The organism is Microvirga zambiensis WSM3693 (genome assembly GCF_016735695.1).
Lineage (GTDB): Bacteria > Pseudomonadota > Alphaproteobacteria > Rhizobiales > Beijerinckiaceae > Microvirga > Microvirga zambiensis.
The window spans coordinates 21,568-43,306 of sequence record NZ_JAERQD010000045.1 but is presented as its reverse complement, the minus strand read 5'-3'; the positions used below and the strand labels follow the sequence as shown (position 1 = coordinate 43,306).

The following is a 21,739-nucleotide window of genomic DNA, read 5'->3' as shown; positions in this document are numbered from 1 at the left end:
CCCGGCACGAGGCCGGGCATGACGAGGCGCGTTATGCTCGCGCCTTCAGCCAGCCCTCGACCGTGCCGACGAGCGACTCGCGGACGGCCTCGTTCTCGACGAATTCCAGCGCCTCGCCCAGGAAGGCCTGAACCAGGAGGCTTTCGGCCTCCTTCTTCGGCAGGCCGCGGGCCATGAGGTAGAACAGGAGGTCCTCGTCGAGCTGGCCGCAGGTGGCGCCGTGGGCGCATTGCACGTCGTCGGCGAAGATCTCGAGCTCCGGCTTGTTGTTCATGGCGCCGCCCTCCTCCAGGAGGAGCGCCGCCGACATCATGCGGCCGTCGGTCTTCTGCGCGTGATGCGGAACGATGATCTTGCCCTGGAAGACACCGGTGGCCTCGTTGTCGATCACCGTCTTGAACAGCTCGCGGCTCTCGCAATGAGGAGCCGCATGCTCGACCACGAGGGTCGAGTCGCCGTGCTGCGTGCCTTTCAGCATCGTCGTGCCGTTGACGCGCAGGTTGGTGTTCTCGCCGTCGAGAATGGCGAAGACCTGATGCCGCGAGGTCGCAGCGCCGGCCGTCACGTTGATGCTGTTGAACAGGGCCTCGCCGCCGATCTTGGCCGCGAGCGTCGACAAGGCGAGCGCCTTGTTGCCCTCGGCATTGACGCGCACGTGCTGCACGTTGGTGCGGTCGCCGGCGATCAGCTCCACCACGTCGTTCGGCTGGTGATTGGCACCGTCCGTGCTCTCATGCGTCTCGAGCAGGGTCACCGAGGCGCCCTCCTCCACGACCACGAGAATGCGGGTCGCGGTGGCAACGGCCGAGGTCGCGGACGTCACGAAGCGCAGATGCACCGGCGCTTCGACGGGCCCGGCGATCCGGATCATCACCCCATCCGCCATGAAGGACGTGTTGAGCTGGTAGACCGGGTTGTCGTTCGCCCATTTCACCGGGCTCAGCTTCGCCAGCCAGTCATGGCCGTTCGCCAGAGCCTCGGCGAGCGGCACGATCTCGACGTTCTCCGGCAGGGCGTGGAAGTCCACCGCGTCGCGGACGAAGTGGCCGTTCACGAACGGCACCTGCAGCGCGTCGACGCCGGCAAGCGCCTTGGCGCCCGCGAGGGCGGCCTTGGCCTCCTCCGCGGAGGGCGTGCCGGCGAAGGGCGCGACCTCGCGCAGGAGCGCGCGCAGATCGGTGTACTTGAACTCCTCGACCCGGCGATGCGGCAAGCCCTGCTGGGCGAAATGCTCGAAGGCCTGAGCACGCGATTCCCCGTCGCCGGGCAACGCCGTCTTCGCGCTCTCGAAGGCCTGCACCAGCGCGGTTTCCGCTGGCGTCTTCATGAGGGTGACGTCAGCCATGTTACGCGGCCTCGCTTTCCCGGTAATCGGCGTAGCCATTGGCCTCGAGTTCGAGCGCCAGCTCCTTGCCGCCCGAGCGCACGATGCGGCCGCCATGCATCACGTGCACGGTGTCCGGGACGATATGGTTCAAGAGGCGCTGGTAGTGCGTGATGACGAGGAAGGCGCGGTCGGGCGAGCGCAGCGCGTTCACGCCCTCGGACACGATGCGAAGCGCATCGATGTCGAGGCCGGAATCGGTCTCGTCCAGAATGCAGAAGGACGGCTGCAGCAGAGCCATCTGCAGGATCTCCATGCGCTTCTTCTCGCCGCCGGAGAAGCCGACATTCAGCGCGCGCTTGAGCATGTCCTTGGGAATCTCGAGCTGAGTGGCCGCAGCGTTCACGCGCTTGATGAAATCGGGCGTGGTCAGCTCGTCCTCGCCGCGCGCCTTGCGCTGGGCGTTGATGGCAGCCTTCAGGAAGGTCATCGAGGCGACGCCGGGGATTTCCAGCGGATACTGGAAGGCGAGGAACACGCCGGCGGCGGCGCGCTGGTCCGGCTCCATTTCGAGCAGGTTCTCGCCGTCGAGCAGGATCTCGCCGTCGAGGATCTCGTAGTCCTCCTTGCCGGCGATCACGTAGGACAGGGTCGACTTGCCCGAGCCGTTCGGGCCCATGATGGCGGCGACCTCGCCCTTGTTCACGGTGAGGTTGAGGCCGTTGAGAATGCGCTTGTCCTCGATCTGGACAACCAGGTTCTTGATTTCGAGCATTGTAGTTTTCCTAAAACCCTCATCCTGAGGAGCGCGCCTGCGCGCGTCTCGAAGGATGATTTCAGCGAGACGCCCTCGTCCTTCGAGACGCCGCCTTCGGCGGCTCCTCAGGATGAGGGCTATGTTGCAATTAACCGACCGAGCCTTCGAGCGAGATCGAGATCAGCTTCTGCGCCTCGACCGCGAACTCCATCGGGAGCTGCTGCAGCACGTCCTTCACGAAGCCGTTCACGATCAGCGCCGTCGCCTCCTCGTCCGAGAGGCCGCGCTGCTGGCAGTAGAACATCTGATCCTCGGAGATCTTCGATGTGGTCGCCTCGTGTTCGAACACGGCGGTGGCGTTCTTCGACTCGATGTACGGCACCGTATGCGCGCCGCACTGGTTGCCGATGAGCAGCGAGTCGCAGTTCGTGAAGTTGCGCGCGCCCGTCGCCTTGCGGTGGGCCGAGACGAGACCGCGATAGGTGTTCTCGGACTTGCCCGCGGCGATGCCCTTCGAGATGATCCGGCTCGTGGTGTTCTTGCCCAGATGGATCATCTTGGTGCCGGAATCGACCTGCTGCTTTCCATTCGACACGGCGATCGAATAGAACTCGCCGCGCGAGTTGTCGCCGCGCAGGATGCAGGACGGGTACTTCCAGGTGATGGCGGAGCCGGTCTCGACCTGGGTCCAGGTGATGACCGAGTTCTTGCCCCGGCAATCGCCGCGCTTGGTCACGAAGTTGTAGATGCCGCCCCGGCCTTCGGCATCGCCCGGATACCAGTTCTGGACCGTGGAATACTTGATTTCGGCATCGTCGAGGGCGATCAGCTCGACCACTGCGGCGTGGAGCTGGTTCTCGTCGCGCTTGGGCGCCGTGCAGCCTTCGAGATAGGAGACGTAGGAGCCCTTGTCGGCGATGATGAGCGTCCGCTCGAACTGACCCGTGTTCTTCTCGTTGATGCGGAAATAGGTCGACAGCTCCATCGGGCAGCGCACGCCCGGCGGGATGTAGACGAACGAGCCGTCGGTGAAGACCGCCGAGTTCAGCGTCGCGAAGAAGTTATCCGTCACGGGCACGACCGTGCCGAGATACTGGCGGACGAGATCCGGGTATTCGCGGATGGCCTCCGAGATCGGCATGAAGATCACGCCGGCCTTGGCAAGCTCTTCCTTGAAGGTCGTGGCCACGGACACGCTGTCGAACACCGCATCCACGGCGACCCGGTTTTGCGGCTCGACGCCGGCCAGGATTTCCTGCTCGCGAAGCGGGATGCCGAGCTTCTCGTAGGTCTTGAGAATCTCCGGATCGACCTCGTCGAGGGACTTCGGCGACGGGTTCATCTTCGGCGCGGCGTAGTAATAGATGTCGTTGTAGTCGATCTTGTCGTACGACACCCGCGCCCAGTTCGGCTCATTCATGGTGAGCCAGCGCTTATAGGCGTCGAGGCGCCACTGGAGCATCCACTCCGGCTCGCCCTTCTTGCCCGAGATGAAGCGGATCACATCCTCGGAGAGGCCCTTGGGTGCCTTCTCCATCTCGACTTCGGTCTCGAAGCCGTACTTGTACTGATCGACGTCGATCAGACGGACCTGATCGATGGTTTCCTGCACTGCAGGCATTCGTCTCTCCCACCGCTCACGGCTTCAAGGGCCGCGGGTTGATGACATGGAAATGCTCGCCGGCCGTCAGGCCGCGCTCGCCTTCCGCTTATATAAGGTGCCGACCACCCTTTCGCACGCCTCCGCAAAGCGGAGCACGTCCTCTTTCGTGGTCGTCCACCCCAAACTCACACGTAAAACGCCCTCGGCCAGGGCGGGCTCAACCCCCATGGCGTCGAGCACATGCGATCGCTTGACCTTTCCGGACGAGCAGGCCGAACCGGAGGACAGGGCCACCCCTGCCAGATCGAAAGCGATCAATGCCGTTTCGGCTTTGAGGCCGGGTATGGCAAAGGCGAAGGTATTAGGCAACCGCTCAGCACTGGTAGCCACAACAATGGCATCGGGCGCGATGCGGAAAAGCTCGGCCCGAGCCTCCTCCCGCAGGTTAAGAAGGCGGGCAGCTTCCTGTTCCAGGCTGGCCATGGCCAACTCGGCCGCGGCCCCGAAACCGGCGATGGCCGCCACGTTCTCCGTGCCGGCCCTGAACCCCTTTTCCTGCCCGCCGCCGCGGACAAGCTTCTCGGCGATCTCGAACTGGTCGGAGGCCAGCACCAGGGCGCCGACGCCCTTCGGACCGCCGATCTTGTGGGCCGAGAGGGTGAGCGCATCGACGCCGAGCTCGGCCAAGTCCACCGGGCACTTGCCGGCCGCCTGCACCGCGTCGGTATGGATCAGCCCGCCATGCTCGTGAACGATCCGGGCCGCCTCGGCCACCGGCTGAAGCACGCCGGTCTCGTTGTTGGCGAGCTGAACGGAGACCAGAACCCGCTCCTCCCCGGCCCTTTCCAGCGCCGCCTTGAGCCAGGCCAGATCGAGGATGCCGTTCGAATCGACGGGGATGACCCCGACGGCGTCAGGGGAAAACCGGTGACCGTTGAGCACGCAAGGGTGCTCCGCTGCTCCGACGAGGAGCCGTGTCGGGCCAGCCTGTCCCAGGCGCCGGAAGCCCGGCGTCAGGACGAGATTCGCGGCTTCGGTCCCACCGCTGGTGAAGATGACGTTCTTTGGTCTCGCCCCGACGAGGCGGGCCACCTTCTCCCGCGCCTGCTCGATCTCGGCCCGTGCGGCCCGTCCCTCGGCATGGACGGACGAGGGATTTCCCGGCAGTTTCAGCGCCTGCAGAACGACCTCGGCCACCTCCGGCCGCAGGGGCGAGGTGGCATTGTGGTCGAGATATATGCGCTGGCTGACCGCCATGGCTGCCTGAAGCCTCACGAAATTCTTGCAATCGACCCTGGTTGCCGTGCTAAAGCACCCCAACCACATCTGTCCGATGTTTCCCCCGACGGTATCAGTCACCCGGGGCCAATGAAACAGTGGAACACTTTAGAATAGTTCTAAGGGTTCTTTTATGAGGATCCGCGGCCTGAAGTCAAGGTCGTGCGGGATTTTCCCTCTCCTGACGGAGAGGTGATCAAGAGGTTCGCGTATATGCCTGAAGTCATCTTTACGGGTCCTGCCGGTCGCATCGAAGGGCGCTACCAGCCGGCCAAGGAAAAAGGCGCTCCGATCGCCATCATCCTGCACCCGCACCCGCAATTCGGCGGGACGATGAACAACCAGATCGTCTACAACCTGTACTACGATTTCGTGAAGCGCGGCTTCTCGGTGCTCCGCTTCAACTTCCGCGGTGTCGGCCGCAGCCAGGGCGCCTTCGACCATGGCCAGGGCGAGCTCTCCGATTCGGCGGCAGCCCTCGACTGGGCTCAGTCCATGAACCCGGATGCCCGCGCCTGCTGGATCGCCGGCGTGTCCTTCGGCGCCTGGATCGGCATGCAGCTCCTCATGCGCCGCCCGGAGATCGAGGGCTTCATCTCGATCGCCGCCATGGCCAACCGCTACGATTTCTCCTTCCTCGCCCCCTGCCCGTCCTCCGGCCTCTTCGTGCACGGCTCGGAAGATCGCGTGGCGCCGGTCCGCGACGTGGTGAGCGTGATCGAGAAGGTGAAGACTCAGAAGGGCGTGAAGCTCGAGCACGCGGTGATCGAGGGAGCCAACCACTTCTTCGACGGCAAGGTCGACGAGCTGATGGTGTCCGTGGACGAATATCTCGACAAGCGCCTGGGCGCGACGGAAGAGGTCGCCTGAGCCGAGACCGGCACTGCACTCTCACCCATTTAAGTCATGACTGTCCGAAGCCGGCGCATTCCGACGCCGGCTTCGCCTTTTTCAGCCAATGCCAAACAAAGGCCGGCGGAAACGGGTAGTGACTTAAGTTTGGCCCCGCCCCGTCATTCCGGGGCCGCGCAGCGGAACCCGACCCGAAGGGCCACGCCGAAGGCGGGGAAACCTATAAGCGCTAACGCTGTCGAACAAGGCGGCGAGCTCCAGCTCTCTTCGGAAACGTCGTGGCTATGGGTTCCGGGCTCGCCTGCGGCGCCCCGGAATGACAAGGCAGAGTCAAACTGAGCCACGGCCCATTTTTGAACGGCCTCGTCCTAGAGCCGTTCCACTTGCGTGGAATCAGCTCTCTTCTTTGCTTGCCGCATTTTTGGACGGCGAACCGGAACCACTTCGCCGAAAAATGCTCTAGACCAGCAGGAAGTGAGAGGCCGTCAGGTTGTGACCAGCGCCGATCACGGCGAACTTGGTCTGTCCTGCCGCCATGCCGGAACCGTCGGCATCGTAGAAGAGCTCGCCGCTCGTCTTGTTGTAGACGATGCGATGCGATGCCGTCGTCGCCGCGGAGCCGGTGGTGAAGGCTGCCGCGGCAAGCGTAGTTCCGGATAAATTGCCGAAGACGCTGCGGCCGAGTTGGATCATGTCCTCGGCCACGCTGAAGTCCTCGATCGTGTCCACATTCCCGGTATGCAGTGCCGTGTCGAAGCGGAAATAATCGCGACCGGCACCGCCGACGAGCCAATCCATGCCCTCGCCGCCCGACAGGCTGTCCGAATGATCGCCGCCGTGGATGTAGTCGTTGCCGGCGAGCCCGAAAAGCTGGTCGTTGCCACCATTACCGTAGAGCGTGTTGCCGATACCGTCGCCGGTGAGCGTGTCGGCATGGTTCGAGCCTTCAAGGCCCTCGATGGACACGAACACGTCGCCGGCCGCGTCGCCCGCGGTGCCATACCCTGCCGAGAGGCTTGCCACCACGCCTGACGTCGCGCCCCAATAGACCGCGTGGTCGCGCCCGTCGCCGCCATCGAGTTGGTCGCCGCCGCCCCTTCCTTCGAGCCGGTCGTCTCCAGCGCCGCCATAGAAGCCGTCCCAGCCGGCCGTCCCGTAGAACTGGTCGGCGTGGAGGGAGCCGATCAGGCCTTCGATGGAGACATATACGTCGCCTGCGGCCTCCCCGGCGTTGCGCGACATGTTGAGGAGATCGACCAGCACGCCGGATGGCGCATCGGCATAGACGGCGAAGTCGAAGTCCGCCCCGCCGTCGAGAAGGTCCGCCCCCTCGCCTCCATAGAGATGGTCGCCGCCGGCCCCGCCCGAGAGCGTATCTGCCCCGGCAAGGCCTTTGAGCAGGTCATGGCCGGCATTCCCCACGAAAACGTCGGCCGCCGCACTGCCCTCGAGGGTGTCGCTCTGGAACGATCCTTCGATCACTTCGACGGAAACGTAAGTGTCGCCCGCCGCCTCGCCGGTGTTGCGCGCGGTATCCGAGAGGTAGACGCGCACGGCTCCGGCCGCCAGCGCGTAGCGCACGATGTCGCGGCCATTACCCCCATTGAACAGGTCGGCGCCGGTGCCGCCTTCGAGCCGATCGTCGCCGTCGCCGCCCGAAAGCTGATCGTCGCCTGCGCCGCCTCGGAGGACATCATCGCCGGCATCGCCCCAGAATGTGTTCGCAGCGCCGTCGCCTTCGATCGTGTCGTTGAAGCGAGATCCGTCGATGGCCTCGATGGAGACGAAGTGGTCGCCGACGGCTGCGCCGCCACTGTGGAAGCCCGTACCCCACAAAAAGACCTGCACGCCCGCCTTTTCGTCCCAATAGCTCACCAGATCCCGGCCATTTCCACCGTCGAAGATGTCGTATCCGGCTCCGCCATAGAAACGGTCGTCGCCATCCTCGCCGTAAAGATTGTCGTGGCCGGCATTTCCGTAGAGCTCATCGTTGCCCCGGCCGCCCTTGAGCACGTTGTTAGCCTGATTGCCGATGATCTTGTCGTTGCCGCTCCCGCCCTTGGCGTTCTCGATGAGGGAGCGCGCATCGCCTTGGTACTGGAAGGCGTTGTAGACATTTCCGTTGACGAAGGCCGTGTCTGTCTTCCGTGCGAGCCTGTCCTGGGAGAAACGTGAATAGCCGCCGGGCGTCAGATCGATCAGAGCGTTGCCGGCGAAGTTCGACATGTCATAGGTGTCGAGACCACCGCCATCCCAGATGGTCAGGAAGATCTTATTGTCTGCTCGCCTGCCCTGACCGATGCCATATTGGTTGAGATACTCGTCCCTGACAAACATCTCGCCCGAAAACGCATCCCAGCTATAGACGGTGTCGCCCACATTCGTCGTGAAGTCGGCGCCGTACATCGCCTGCAGGGCTGCGATGTCGTATTGCATGAAGGTCGACGGCCTGTCCGTGGTGGTTTTATAGGACATCACAGTGAATTCGGTTGAATCCCGTGCAGCCGACATTCCCGGGAGGCCGGGGACCGAGTCATGGGTATGCTTCAGGCCGAGCGCATGCCCCAGCTCATGGAGAACCAAGTAGTGGTTCGATCCGCCTTTCGGGACATAAGTGGAGGATCCGTATTCGAGCCAGGTCTCGCCGCCATAGACGGGCACGCCGGGATAATACCCGGTGCTTGCGTTGATGATCGATCCGGACTGGAAGCCGGCGACCTTGATCATCGCGTCGTTGCGGCCCGCGTAGGAGACGCCGGTCTTGATGTAACCGGCGACGGCAGCCATCGCTTCATGGATGGCGGTCTCCGATTGAGCCGACAGGCGTTCGTACCCCGATGCGCTGGGGTTGACCTGCACATAGTCGCCGCGGGCATCCGGAAGCGAATAGGTGATCGCATCGCCCTTCCACTTCGAGCCGGACAGCAGCGCCGCGACGTCCGAATCCGGATGCGATGGCCTGAAATACTCAGCCTTCCCTATCGACACGCCCGGGAGGTAGTTCGCCATCAGGACGTTGAAGCGCAATGGAAGGGTCAGGACTCCATCCACGACCCACTCGCCGATCCCTCGGAAAAAGTCGACCGCGTCTCGTGCTGCTCCTTCGAGCCAGTCCCACGCACCATCGAGCCAAGACATCGCGTTCAATCCTTAACGATATATTATCACTGTAATCGAAGACGGCAAGCTGGACAATATGCGAGTCGGCGGGCATGCACCGGTGGTTAATTCAATTCCAAGTTGAGCGCATTGGGCTGCCGAGAGGCGCCACTCCGTCGAAACCGCGTGAAATCCTGGCACGAAGCTGGTAGAGGGTCCGCACATTTGCGACAGGACCATGAGAGAGACGCGATGAACGCGCCGAAATCCGAATTTCTGAAGGTGCTCACCGAGCGCGGCTTCATCCACCAGACCTCCGATTTCGAGGGCATCGATGCCGCCGCGCTGGAGAATCGGCTCACCACCTATGTGGGCTACGACTGCACGGGGCCGTCTCTCCATGTGGGACACCTGCTCTCCATCATGATGCTGCACTGGCTGCAGAAGACCGGCGCCGGCAAGCCGATCACCCTCATGGGCGGCGGCACCACCCGGGTGGGCGACCCGTCCGGCAAGGACGAAAGCCGCAAGCTTCTCACCGTCGAGCAGATCGAGGCCAACAAGGAGAGCATCAGGACGGTGTTCTCGCGCTTCATCACGTTCGGCGACGGCAAGATCGATGCCATGATGGCGGACAATGCCGAGTGGCTGACCAAGCTCAACTACATCGAGTTCCTGCGCGATGTGGGCCGCCACTTCTCGGTCAACCGCATGCTGTCCTTCGACAGCGTGAAGCTGCGCCTCGACCGGGAGCACGAGCTGTCGTTCCTGGAATTCAACTACATGATCCTCCAGGCCTACGATTTCGTGGAGCTCAACAAGCGCTATGGCTGCGTGCTGCAGATGGGCGGCTCGGACCAGTGGGGCAACATCGTCAACGGCATCGATCTCGGCCGCCGCCTCGGCACGCCGCAGCTCTACGCCGTCACCTGCCCGCTGCTCACCACCGCCTCCGGCGCCAAGATGGGCAAGACCGCCTCCGGCGCGGTCTGGCTCAATGCCGACATGCTGAGCCCCTACGATTACTGGCAGTTCTGGCGCAACACCGAGGACGCGGATGTGGGCCGCTTCCTCAAGCTCTTCACGATCCTGCCCATGGACGAGATCGCCCGGCTCGAGGCGCTGGCAGGTGCCGGTATCAACGAGGCCAAGAAGGTTCTCGCGACCGAAGCGACCGCCCTCCTTCATGGCCGCGAGGCAGCGGAACTGGCAGCGGACACCGCGCGGAAAACCTTCGAGCAGGGCACGCTGGCGGAAAGCCTGCCCACCATCGAGATCGCCTCCGATGTCCTCAAGGCCGGCCTCGGCGTGCTCGCGGCCTTCGGGCCGGACTACGCGAAGCTCGTGCCGTCATCGAGCGAGGCGCGCCGGCAGATCAAGAGCGGTGGATTGAGGGTGAACGACCAGACGGTCTCGGACGAGCGCGGCTCATTGAGCCTGTCCGACGTGACCGCCGAGGGCGTGATCAAGCTGTCGTTCGGCAAGAAGAAGCACGTTCTGCTGCGTTCGGTCTGAAGCATTCTTCGGTAGTGACTTAAGATTGGCTCTGTCCCGTCATTCCGGGGCGCCGTAGGCGAGCCCGACCCGAAGGGCCACGCCGCAGGCGGGGAAACCCATAACCGCCAGCCTTGAAGAAAGCAGCGCAACGCTGCTCACCTCTCTCTTGAGCCGTCGTGGCTATGGGTTTCCACGCCTGCGGCGCGGCCCTTCGGGTCGGGTTCCGCTGCGCGGCCCCGGAATGACGGTGTGCCGGCCCCCACCAGAACGCAAACTGAGCCACGACCCGGAAACCTCAGCGTTCGGGAACCGTCGGCAGCGATCCTGTCTGCGGTTCCCCTCCCCCAGCACCGAACAGCTTGCGCAGGAAGCCCGGTGCCACCGCCGAGAGCGGATTGACCGTCAGAGACGGCGAGCTCGCCTGCCCGTTCAGGCGGAAATTGACCGCGAACAATCCCTCATACTGGCTTCCGCCAAGCAGCGGCCCGAACAGCGGCACCTGGGCGAATACGTTGTTGAGCCCATAGGCCGGGACGAAGGTGCCGGTAATGTCGAGCTTGTCCCGCGCATAATCGATGAAGCCGCCGAGCGTGAACCCGATCTGGTTGCCCCAGATGGCGGCATCCTTGAAGTCGAGCCGGCCGGCCGAGCGCGTGAACTCGAAGCGCGCCTTCGTGAACTGGACCTCGTTCACGTCCACGCGGACCATCTGCGGCTTGCCGAACTTGTCCTGCCCGGCGACGATCTGGGTCTGGGTCGGGATGATCCGGCGCAGGGCCGGTTCGTTGATCAGCGCGAAGGAGCGCAGGATCACATGCCCCTCCTGCGGCCCGTCGCCGGTGCCGAGCTGCAGGATGAGATCGCCGCGCGACAGCCGCTTGTAGATGTCGGTGAAGCGCAGAAGGGACCCGGCATCGTCCGCCTGGATGATCACCACCGGGCGTCCGCTCGTATCCGGCATGGTCTTGCCGAGGATGTCGGTGGCGCCGAGGCGCCCCTTCATGTCGAGCTGGCGCAGGTTCTCCTTGCGCATGGAGGCCTTGACGGAAGCGTTGGTGATTGCCTCCTCGTTGTAGCCCGTCAGGATGTTGAGGCTCAGGTCGAGGTCGAAATCCTTGCTTTCCTTCGCGGCGGTGCCGCCGCGGGCCGGGGAAGCGGTCGGCGTGCCTGCGCCCTTCATGAAGGGCCGCGCATCGCCGACATTGCCGCGGATCGTCACCTTGTAGACGTTGCTGGCGCGCTCGATCTGCGCCTTCATGTCGTCACCGGGCGAGAGCTTGAAGGTGGTAAGCTCGGCCTTCTCCAGACTGCCCTCGCTCGAAAGAACCGCATTCCCGCGCAGCTGAACCGGGCCGCTGTCGAGCTGAAGCTCGCGGATCTCGTTCGCGGGACCGTCCGCGAGGGTGAAACTGAGCTTGCCGGGTCTGCCGACCGGCTTCACCCAGCCCGGGATGAGCTGATCGATTCCGGCCCTGGCGAGATCGGCTTCGACAAGAATGATGGAAGGCGCCGCCTCGCCGAGCGGCAGGCTGGCTTTCAGGCCGATGGTGCCGGTCAGCTGCGAGCCGAAGGACAGGCCGCGCCTGTTGCGCGCCGCCTCGTCGAGGGAGAAGGCCACGCTGGCCTGCCCGCCCTGGCGGTTCTTGTGCAGATCGATGACGGCGGTGCTTCCTGCCAGCTTGCCGTCGCCCTTTACGGCGAGATCGCCTTTGTCATAGGCGATCGACAGATTGGCGCCTTCCAGGCGGTCCTTCCCGAAGAACTTGTCGACGCCGAAATCGCTGACCGTGCCGGTAACCTTCAGCGGCAGGTCGACGAAGGCCGGGATGTTCTCGACCGGCAGGCCGATGCCGACACGCAGATCCGTTTTGCCCTTCATGGTGGCCGGATCGATGTTGAACCCGGCGATCTCCTTGATGCGCGGCTCCAGCAGCAGGGCGCCCAACCCGTCGGCGCCCCCCGTGAGGCGGAAATCGATGCGCGCGACGGCATTGTCGTCCCAGTAATTGTCCAGCGCGAAGGTGCCGTCGGAAGCGTTGAGCGAGCGGTTGCCCGCCATCTGGACGAATCCCGAAGGGGCACGAAGAGACACCTTGGTGCCCGTCACCTGGCCCGCCACATCCATGTTCGAGATCGGCGGAATCCCCGCATCGACCTGGAGCACGCCTTTCGACACAGCGAAATCGATCTTGAGAGAATCGTCCGGCGTCGGACCGCCATGGACGGCCTTCTCGATATCCGCGCCCGTCATCGCCACCTTGAGATTGATGGATTCGAGCGTGCCTCCCTTAAGGTTCGAAGCCAGATACCGCCTCACCGGCGGCGCCACGGCTTCGGGCCAGATGCGCAGGGCCGAGCGGAGGTCTGTCTTTTCCGCCTGCACATCGAGATGCAGCCCCTTCGGGTCCGCGCTGGCGCCCAAGATGCCGCTGATGCGGGCCGACAGGTCCGGTCCCTTCAAGGTGATGTTGTTGATCCTGACCCCGTCGGGGCCCGACAGGTCGGCGGAGAAATCGCTCACACGGAGCGGCTTGTCGCCGGCGGCTGCCCCCGACCAGACGGCGTCGCGGCCGCTGAGGGACATGCGCCAGGGATTGTTTCCGTTGGGCATCGACAGGCGGCCCTGGAGGCGAAACTGGGTATCGCCCCCCTTCACTTCGAGGGATTCGAGCGCTAGCGCCTTTCCGGCCTCGTCCCAATGGGCTTCGATGGTGGCGTGCTCCACCGGGAAAGGCGAGGTATCCTTGTCGTCGATCTGGAGCGTGCCGGCATTGCTCTCGAGCCGCGTCTTCAGCTCCGTGATGCGCCCGTCCGCGAAGGCGATGTCGAAGCGTCCGGAGAATTCGATATCCGTGGTCGCGGGCAGTTCGGACGACCCGGCCAGCAGCAGGATGTCCTTGATCGGCGCGGCTTCGGCCGTGACGCTCGCACGGTACGAATCCTTGCCTTGCGCGATCACGTCGCCGTTCAGCTGCCAGGGACCCTGATCCCCCTCCACCGTCGCCGCGAACTGGCGGCCGCCGTTCTCCGCCCAGTCGAATGCGGCGTCCACGCGCTGGAACCGAGCCCGCTCGCGCCCGTCCGCATCGATGAAGACGAGGCGCGCATTGGTCAGCTGGGCCTGACCGAGCGAGCTGAGAACGCTCGACGGACCGACGATCAGTTCGAGCAGCGAGCCGATGGCGCCCGAGACGGGCGACGGCCCGTGGCCATCGCGGGCGAGCGAAGCCGCCGCCTCCTTGGAGGGCGTCGTCATAACGGGCGGGGGCGCGGCCGCCTCCGGCTCCGCCGCCACGGGCGAAAAGGTCAGTGAACCGTCCCGGTTGACGAGGACACGCAACTGCAGGTCCCGCACCTCGATGGCTTTCGGCTGAAGATTGGCCGTCAGCAGAGAGGTCAGGTCGACGCTGAGGATGGCATAGGGCGCCCGCAGGACGAGATCTCCGCCCGGAGCCCGGATGTCGAGGCCGTTCGCGCGCAGGGCCGGCGAGCCGTCATAGAGCTCGATGGCCGTATTCCGCAGCGTTACGTTCCAGCCGGGGCCGATCCGCTCGGCCAACGCCTCGGCCACCCGCTCGGGCAGGCGCCCGAAGGTCATGGGGGCGGCCGACAGGCGCAGATAGAACAGCCCGAGCGCCACCGCCACGAGGATCAGAAGGCCAAGTTTCACATACAGAGTGCCACGCAGCACGCGCCTGAGCAGGCTTCGTTTGACCGGGTCTCGCCGGAACAACGTGGTCAGAAATGGCCGTTTCATTCTATGACGTCAGACAATCCGGTTCTTGCGCTAAGATCAATCGAGGAATCAGAGGAGAGACCTTAGCCGTGTCCGGCGCCTCTCGCGACTGCTCCCGCCGCTTTCGTGCACCTGTGCACTTGGTTCGGGAAAACGGCCCCGGTTTTCCGGGCCGAACGGCACGCCGCTTTTCGATTGAGCATAGGATCGATCCCAAAAACGGAGTCCACTTTTGGATCCGATGTCCTAAAGGTTTCCAAACAGTACATTCCGCCGAAAGGAAGGCGACTCATGTCTCTTAGCATCGGATCCCCGGCCCCGGCCTTCTCGCTGCCTGCGACAGATGGTCGGGAGATCGGCCTCGAAGCCCTTAAAGGCCGAAATGTCGTGCTGTATTTCTACCCCAAGGACGATACCAGCGGCTGCACCCTGGAAGCCCAGGCGTTCCAGGCCTTGAAAAAGGACTTCGCCGCTGCCGACACGGAGATCGTCGGGGTGTCCCCCGACAGCCTCAAGAGCCACGACAAGTTCCGGGCGAAATACGCCCTCGACTTCGCCCTCGCCTCGGACGAGGCGACGCAGATGCTGCAAGCCTACGGCGTCTGGGTCGAGAAGAGCATGTACGGCCGCAAATACATGGGCGTCGAACGCACGACCGTGCTGATCGACCGCGACGGCACCATCGCCAGGGTCTGGAACAAGGTGAAGGTCGAGGGACACGCGGAGGAGGTGCTGGCCGCGGCGAAAGCTCTGCCCTGATAGCCGAAAGAGCTCTTGCCGCCAGGCGCCGCAACGTTTTACGGTTTCCGTCCGTTGCGTAACCCTTGATCGGACCAGAGCTCAGACGGATGCCGGATTACAAAGCTATTCTCTCCGGCCAGAGCTGGAATGCGCTCCCCACCCTCGGCAGCACGCAAAAGCCGGTATTCCTCACCTACACGTTCAATCCGCCTGCGCTCGACATGTTCTGGGACTGGTCGCGGTTCAGCAGTTCCGACAGGGAGGTTGCGCGGAAGGCCTTGAAGATGTGGGGGGATGCCAGCGGCGTCCGGTTCATCGAGGTCAAAGGGCATGACGCCGAGCTGAAGTTCCAGTGGCAGGAAACGTGGGACTCGGCCGTCGCCTGGGCGGAGTTTCCCGAATTGAGCCGCAACCGCGCCGGGAATGCGGACGACAGGGTCCGGGATACGTCCGGAGGGAACGTCTACCTGAACAGCCTCTACAGCAGCGAGATCCGGGAGAACGCGAACTACAAGCTCTACGTGCTCCTGCATGAGATCGGCCACGCGCTCGGCCTCAAGCATCCTTTTCACAGGATGGACCACAACAAGCAGCTGCTGGCTTCGGATCTCGACAAGGTCGAAAACACCGTGATGAGCTACACGGGCGGCGATGCCGACATGGGGCCGGTCCATCTCGGACCGCTCGATCTGCAGGCGATCCAGGCGCTCTACGGCGATCCTTCGCAGGACGGCCGCCAGGTCGGCAAATGGCACTGGAACCAGTCGAAGCAAATTCTGTCGCAGACCGGCAAGAGCAAGGCCGACATCATCTACGGGGTCGCGGTCAAGGATGTGACCAAGGGGGATGCCGGCAACGACAGGCTCTACGGCTTCGGCGGCGACGACATCCTGTCCGGAGGCACAGGCCGCGATCTGCTGAGCGGAGGTGACGGCAACGACCGGTTCACCTTCGACACCTGGCTCAAATCCGGTGCGAATGTCGACAGGATCCTGGACTTCGACAACGAGGTGGACACGGACAGGATCGTCCTGTCGCAAAAGATCTTCGGGGCGATCCCAAAGGGTCAGCTCAGCGACGCGATGTTCGTCGACGGGCCGGCTGCCTTGGACGCCGACGACAGGATCATCTTCGACAACGATGGTGCGCGCGCCGCCTATTACGACCGGGACGGCTCGGGCCCCGCTGCGGCCCTCTGCTTCGCCAAAATCCTTGGCGCGGCCAAGATCGGCGCGTCCGACTTCTTCGTCGTCTAACGCATCGATGAGCGCTGAAAACTGGGTCCACTCTTCCGCATGATGCGTCATAAATTGGAGCGACGCGCACTACCGGCACGCATCGCTCGTTTGCTTGCTTAGTCGATATCCTCGACCTCGGCGTCGCCGCCATAGACGCGCTGGGCGAGCGAGGCTTCCATGAAGGGGTCGAGGTCGCCGTCGAGCACGTCCTGCGGGCTCGTGGATTGGGCGCCGGTGCGCAGGTCCTTCACCATCTGGTAGGGCTGCAGCACGTAGGAGCGGATCTGGTGGCCCCAGCCGATATCGGTCTTGGCGGCGGCCTCCGCGTTGGCCTTCTCCTCGCGCTTCTTCAGCTCGGCCTCGTAGAGGCGGGCGCGCAGCATGTTCCAGGCGGTGGCCCGGTTCTTGTGCTGGGAGCGCTCCTGCTGGCAGGCCACCACGATGCCGCTCGGGATATGGGTGATGCGCACGGCCGAGTCCGTGGTGTTCACGTGCTGGCCGCCGGCGCCCGAGGAGCGGAACGTGTCGATCCGGCAGTCGGATTCCTTGATCTCGATGTTGATGCGGTCATCGACCACCGGATAGACCCAGACCGAGGCGAAGCTCGTGTGGCGGCGGGCGTTCGAATCGTAGGGCGAGATGCGCACGAGGCGGTGCACGCCCGATTCCGTCTTGAGCCAGCCATAGGCGTTGACGCCCTTGATCAGGAGCGTGGCGCTCTTGATGCCGGCCTCTTCGCCGTCGGTGATCTCGAGAAGCTCGACCTTGTACTTCCGGCGCTCGGCCCAGCGGGCATACATGCGCTGGAGCATGTTGGCCCAGTCCTGGCTTTCCGTGCCGCCGGCGCCCGAATGCACTTCGACATAGGTGTCGTTGGCATCCGCCTCGCCGGAGAGCAGGGTCTCGACCTGGCGGCGCGCGGCCTCGGCCTGAAGGTTGCGGATGGCCTCCTCGCCCTCCGAGATCGTGCCCTCGTCACCTTCAGCTTCGCCGAGATCGATCAGGGTGATGGCATCCTCGAGCTCCTGCTCGAGGCGCTTCACGGCCGAGATCTGATCCTCGAGCGAGGTGCGCTCGCGCATGATCTTCTGCGCGGCGTCGGCATCGTTCCAAAGGTTGGGGTCTTCAGCCTGGGCGTTCAGTTCCGCGAGGCGTCTCTGGGCGGTATCCCAGTCAAAGATGCCTCCTCAGCAGCCCGACTGACTGCTTGGTCTCTTCTACGAGGTGCTGGATTTCGGCGCGCATCGTTTCTTTGCTGTCCGTGCGTGTGGTGAACGGCTCTTACGGGGAGCCCTGCATCATGTAAAGGCGCCCTCACCTCAAAACCAACGGATTGCCTACGACTGAAGAGCAGCCGAAGGACAACCCGTTTTCGTTGTGTGAGAAGCGGTTTCTATATGGTGGCGGGACCGGTCAATACAATCCGCTCGGCCCCACGCCCACGGCCCGCTGGGCGCCCGGAGGCGGAGCCGGCGTGTATTCGGCCTGCGGGCCATCGTCCGCGGGCTCCGGCGGCACGTATTCAGGCGGCGCCTGCCCCGGCTTGAAGGCTTCGAGGATCGTTCCGCCGCCCTCGCCGCCGGCGCGGGTGCCGGAAGAGGCGCTGACGCGGATCAGCTTGATGCCGGCAGGCACACGGAACGGCGTCGCGGGCTTGTCCTTGAGCGCCATCTGCATGAAGTCGCGGAACACCGGCGCGGCGTATTGGCCAGCCGTCGCCGCGTTGCCGAGCGACTTCGGCTGGTCGTAGCCGAGGAAGACGCCGACCGCGAGATCGGGCGAGAAGCCGACGAACCACACGTCCTTGGCGTCGTTGGTGGTGCCGGTCTTGCCGGCGAGCGGCTTGCCGACCGCCTTGACCGACTGTGCCGTGCCGCGCTGGACCACGCCTTCGAGGATCGAGGTGACCTGATAGGCGGTGAGCGGATCGATCACCTGCTCCCGGGTCTCGGTGAGCTTGGGCGCTGCGCCTCCATCCCACTTCTCGGCATTGCAGGTGGTGCATTTGCGATCGTCGTGACGATAAAGCGTGCGGCCGTTTCTGTCCTGGATCTGGTCGATCAGGGTCGGCCGGATGCGGCGTCCGCCGTTGGCGAACATGGAATAGGCCGCCGTCATGCGCATCACCGTGGTCTCGCCGGCGCCGAGCGACATGGAGAGCAGCGGCAGCAGGTCGTCATAAACGCCGAAGCGGCGGGCATATTCCGAGATCGCCGGCATGCCGACCTCGTTGGCGAGGCGGACCGTCATCAGGTTCTTGGAATGCTCGACGCCGTAGCGCAGGGTGCGCAGACCACCGGCCTTGCCGTCGTAGTTCGATGGCGCCCATGCGGCCTGGCCCGGGCCCATGTCGAGGACGAAGGGCGAGTCCATGATCGTGCTCGAAGGCGTATAGCCGTTGTCGAGCGCGGTCGCATAGACGATCGGCTTGAACGAGGAGCCCGGCTGGCGCATGGCCTGGATCGCGCGGTTGAACTCGCTCTGATCGTAGGAGAAGCCGCCGACCATGGCGTGGACGCGGCCCGTATTCGGGTCCATGGCCACGATGGCGCCGGAGATTTCCGGGATCTGGCGGAGGCGGAACTGGCCCGGCTTGTCGGCCATGGGTTCCACGAAGACCACGTCGCCGACGTTAACGGAACGCTCGACCGGGCGGCGGGTCCATTTCACGCCATCGGCGGTCACCGTGCCGGTCTCGCGGTCCTTGACCATCTGGCCGGACGCTTCGCGGCGGGGCTGCAGGCCGATTTTGGCCTGTCCGCGCGCGACCTCGAGCACGACGGCAAGACGCCAGGGCTGCACGTCGCCCATCGCCGGCACTTCTGCGAGAGCCAGGCCCCATTCGCGGCCGGCAAGGTCGATCTTCTGATGCGCGCCGCGCCAGCCGCGCGCCTCGTCGAAGCGCACGAGACCGTCCACCAGCGCCTTGCGGGCCATGGCCTGCATCTTCGGGTCGAGGGTCGAGCGGATCAGCAGGCCGCCCTCGTAGAGGGTTTCCTCGCCGTAGCGCTCGGCGATGTCGCGGCGCACGCCCTCGGCGAAATAGCCGGAGGCGATGCTGTTCGGGGAGACCACCCTCGGCTTGACGTTGAGCGGCTCCTTCACCGCCGCATCCGCCTCCTCCTTCGAGATATAGCCGTTGGCGGCCATGCGCTCGATCACCCAATTGCGGCGCTCGATGGCGGCCTTGCGCTGGCGGAAGGGATGGTAGTTGTTCGGCCCCTTGGGCAGAGCGGCGATATAGGCGGCCTCGGCAATGGTCAATTCGTGGATCGACTTGCCGAAATAGTCGAGCGCGGCGGCAGCGATGCCATGCAGGTTGCGGCCGGGCGTCAGGGTGCCGAGGAAGATCTCGTTGAGATAGAGCTCCAGGATCTTGTCCTTGGAGAAGGTCGATTCCATCCGCAGCGCGATCAGCGCCTCGCGGATCTTGCGCTCGTAGCTGCGCTCGTTGCCGACGAGGAAGTTCTTGGCGACCTGCTGGGTGATCGTGGACGCGCCCTGCTCGCGGGACCCGCCGGAGCGCAGATTGACCACGACGGCGCGCACCAGACCCTCGGGATCGATGCCCGGATGCTTGTAGAAATTCTTATCCTCGGCGGAGAGGAAGGCCCCGATCACGAGCTTGGGCACGGAGTCGATCGGCACGTAGAGCCGGCGCTCGCGGGCATATTCGGCGATCAGGCTGCCGTCCGCGGCATGGATGCGGGTCATCACCGGCGGCTCGTAATTGGCGAGCTGGGCGTGATCCGGCAGATCCTTCGAGTAGAACCAGAATCCATAGGCCAGCCCAACGGCGCCGATCAGGAAGAAGATCGCTCCGACGCTGAAGAGGAAGCCGAAAAATCGTAGGACGAAGCGCATCCGTGGGTGTTCCATGACGGCGCCCGTGGCGCCTGTTTATGCAGATCTTGAAACGCGGACCCTCGTTACCCGATGAATCGCGCCCCCGCTACGGGTATCCACACTCTATCTATGGTAAAACTGCGGCGGCGCCCCTGCGGGCAAACCGCGCGGCGAAGAACCGGTCGACGGCAACGGACATCGCCGAGACCATCTTGGCCCGCCATTCCTCGGACATCAACAGGTCGAGGTCCTTCTGGCTCGAAAGATAGCCAAGCTCGACCAGCACGGAGGGGACGTCGTGGGCCCGCAGCACCTGGAAACGCGCCTGCCGGTGCGGGTTCTTGTTCAAGCGGGCGACGGAATCGAACTCCCCGACCAGGCGGCTGGCGAAGCTGTGGGAAAAGCCCCGCGTTTCCCGCATGGTCAGTTCCATCAGGATGTCGGACACGTCGTCGGGCATGTCGCCCGATTCGACGCCGGCCACCGCGTCGGCCTTGTTCTCGCGGTCGGCAAGCCTGGCGGAATCGGCGTCGGAGGCCCGCTCGGAGCCGGTATAGACCGTCAGGCCCCTCACCTCCTGCCCGCCGGCGATCGAATCCGCATGGACCGAAATGAAAAGATCGGCCTGGGCGGCGCGTGCCGCGCGCACCCGGTCCCCAAGGGAGACGAACACATCCTGATCGCGGGTCATCACGATCTTGTAGCGGCCGTTCTCCTCGAGTTTCTTCTTCAGCCGCTGGGCGAAGGAGAGCACGAGATCCTTTTCGACCACGTTGCCGGAGCCCGCCGCGCCCGGGTCGATGCCGCCATGGCCGGCGTCGATCATGATCACCGGCCGGGAATCCTTGGTTTCCTGGACGACAGGTGCGGCCGAGGCTTCCTTCGCAGCGGCCGAGCTTTCAACGGCCGCCTTGCGGAATTCCTCGCGATCGGCGCGGGAGAGCTCGATGGTCAGGATCGACGCGGCTCCGGTCGCATCGGGCGCGGTGGTCATGCCGGAGACGACGGCCGGCTGGGTGAGCTCCATCACCACCCGGGAGCGGCCCGGCGCGAAGAGGCCATAGCGATAGGAGGCGATCAGCCCCTCCCTGCCGCGCCCCGACTCGGCCGGCAGGTGGAAGGCGACCTCCGGCAGGTCGATGATGACACGATCCGGGCGCTCCATGACGGAGACCTGCGCCGTCACAGGCTTCGACAGAGTGACCTTGAAGCGTGTCTTGCTGCCCTCCGTCTCGACGGCGGCGGCGGCGGCGATCGTCGGGGTCCCAGGTTTCGCCCCGTCTACAGCCCAGGCGCGCTCGATCCCCGCGGCCATGACGATGGCCACGATGCATGCGCTGACGAGGCGGACAAAGGAGAAGAAGGGCATTGCAGATCGCCGGATTCGTGCGTCCTTCCTATACCGAATAGACAGCTTTGGTTAACGGAACCTCACGTCGCATGGGATGATCCTGAGACTCTGTTGCATTCATGGCACAGTGACAGAGGATCTTGCCAAATGCCCCAATCGATCTGTAATGATCTTGATCCCGTCCGGCATGGCCGAATCTGACGGCGGATCCGAGGAGACGGTTGTGTTGACCGATCCTCACGGAACCCGTCACCCTCGACAGGCACACGGACAGGACCATATGGCGACGCTTGTCGCCACTCGCCGATGACCGGTTTCCGGCTCATCGATATCTACGAAAGGGCCGTGTCGAATGGTTGCGCACGCGAAGTCAGCTTTGACCTTCGTTTCTGCACCGTTCGAATCGCGCGTTTCTTC

General features: G+C 64.3%; 13 protein-coding genes. 4 read left to right on the top strand and 9 right to left on the bottom strand.

Translation table 11 applies throughout. The annotated features are described in order from the left end of the window. Window positions 1-31: 31 nt before the first annotated feature. The 4 genes from sufD to JKL46_RS25560 form a co-directional block, all read right to left on the bottom strand. Window positions 32-1,345 (bottom strand): Fe-S cluster assembly protein SufD, encoded by a 1,314-nt coding sequence (gene sufD / locus JKL46_RS25575; RefSeq protein WP_201838618.1) that lies wholly within the window; start codon window positions 1,343-1,345, stop codon window positions 32-34. A 1-nt stretch (window position 1,346) separates the two neighbouring features. Further along, window positions 1,347-2,099 carry a Fe-S cluster assembly ATPase SufC gene (gene sufC / locus JKL46_RS25570; RefSeq protein WP_201838616.1) on the bottom strand — a complete coding sequence of 251 codons (753 nt, stop codon included), beginning with the start codon at window positions 2,097-2,099 and terminating at the stop codon, window positions 1,347-1,349. Window positions 2,100-2,229: 130 nt separating this feature from the next. After that, window positions 2,230-3,702: a Fe-S cluster assembly protein SufB gene (gene sufB / locus JKL46_RS25565; protein ID WP_201838615.1), complete on the bottom strand. Its 1,473-nt coding sequence runs from the start codon at window positions 3,700-3,702 to the stop codon at window positions 2,230-2,232. Between the two features lie 66 nt (window positions 3,703-3,768). Beyond that, window positions 3,769-4,941: a cysteine desulfurase family protein gene (locus tag JKL46_RS25560; RefSeq protein WP_201838635.1), complete on the bottom strand. Its 1,173-nt coding sequence runs from the start codon at window positions 4,939-4,941 to the stop codon at window positions 3,769-3,771. A 234-nt stretch (window positions 4,942-5,175) separates the two neighbouring features. Between JKL46_RS25560 and JKL46_RS25555 the strand changes: the two genes are divergently transcribed. Beyond that, window positions 5,176-5,832: an alpha/beta hydrolase gene (locus JKL46_RS25555; protein ID WP_201838614.1), complete on the top strand. Its 657-nt coding sequence runs from the start codon at window positions 5,176-5,178 to the stop codon at window positions 5,830-5,832. 441 nt (window positions 5,833-6,273) lie between these two features. Here the strand turns inward: JKL46_RS25555 and JKL46_RS25550 are convergent, their stop codons facing one another. Further along, the gene (locus tag JKL46_RS25550; RefSeq protein WP_201838613.1) at window positions 6,274-8,952 is read right to left on the bottom strand and encodes a M10 family metallopeptidase; all 2,679 of its coding nucleotides are present in this window, start codon (window positions 8,950-8,952) and stop codon (window positions 6,274-6,276) included. 213 nt (window positions 8,953-9,165) lie between these two features. On the opposite strand from JKL46_RS25550, the gene tyrS reads away from it, so the two are divergent. Next, on the top strand, window positions 9,166-10,428 hold the full coding sequence (gene tyrS / locus JKL46_RS25545) for a tyrosine--tRNA ligase (RefSeq protein ID WP_201838612.1): 1,263 nt from the start codon (window positions 9,166-9,168) through the stop codon (window positions 10,426-10,428). A 277-nt stretch (window positions 10,429-10,705) separates the two neighbouring features. Here the strand turns inward: tyrS and JKL46_RS25540 are convergent, their stop codons facing one another. Beyond that, window positions 10,706-14,167, bottom strand: coding sequence for a YhdP family protein (locus JKL46_RS25540; protein ID WP_201838611.1), 3,462 nt, complete (start codon window positions 14,165-14,167; stop codon window positions 10,706-10,708). A 270-nt stretch (window positions 14,168-14,437) separates the two neighbouring features. Between JKL46_RS25540 and JKL46_RS25535 the strand changes: the two genes are divergently transcribed. Together JKL46_RS25535 and JKL46_RS36395 are read left to right on the top strand one after the other, a co-directional pair. Further along, the gene (locus JKL46_RS25535) at window positions 14,438-14,905 is read left to right on the top strand and encodes a peroxiredoxin (protein ID WP_201838610.1); all 468 of its coding nucleotides are present in this window, start codon (window positions 14,438-14,440) and stop codon (window positions 14,903-14,905) included. A gap of 89 nt (window positions 14,906-14,994) precedes the next feature. Continuing rightward, a complete protein-coding gene (locus tag JKL46_RS36395; protein ID WP_201838608.1) occupies window positions 14,995-16,143 on the top strand; it encodes a matrixin family metalloprotease in 1,149 nt (382 codons plus the stop codon). Between the two features lie 98 nt (window positions 16,144-16,241). On the opposite strand, the gene prfB is transcribed toward JKL46_RS36395, so the two are convergent. The 3 genes from prfB to JKL46_RS25515 form a co-directional block, all read right to left on the bottom strand. Beyond that, window positions 16,242-17,370 (bottom strand): peptide chain release factor 2 gene (gene prfB / locus JKL46_RS25525; RefSeq protein ID WP_201838607.1). Its coding sequence is split into 2 segments (ribosomal slippage): window positions 16,242-17,300 and window positions 17,302-17,370, totalling 1,128 coding nucleotides; the frame shifts between segments, so codons are not numbered across the junction. A 168-nt stretch (window positions 17,371-17,538) separates the two neighbouring features. Then, window positions 17,539-19,989: a penicillin-binding protein 1A gene (locus JKL46_RS25520; protein WP_201838634.1), complete on the bottom strand. Its 2,451-nt coding sequence runs from the start codon at window positions 19,987-19,989 to the stop codon at window positions 17,539-17,541. A gap of 109 nt (window positions 19,990-20,098) precedes the next feature. Next, window positions 20,099-21,340: an N-acetylmuramoyl-L-alanine amidase gene (locus JKL46_RS25515; RefSeq protein ID WP_201838606.1), complete on the bottom strand. Its 1,242-nt coding sequence runs from the start codon at window positions 21,338-21,340 to the stop codon at window positions 20,099-20,101. Window positions 21,341-21,739 lie beyond the last annotated feature (399 nt).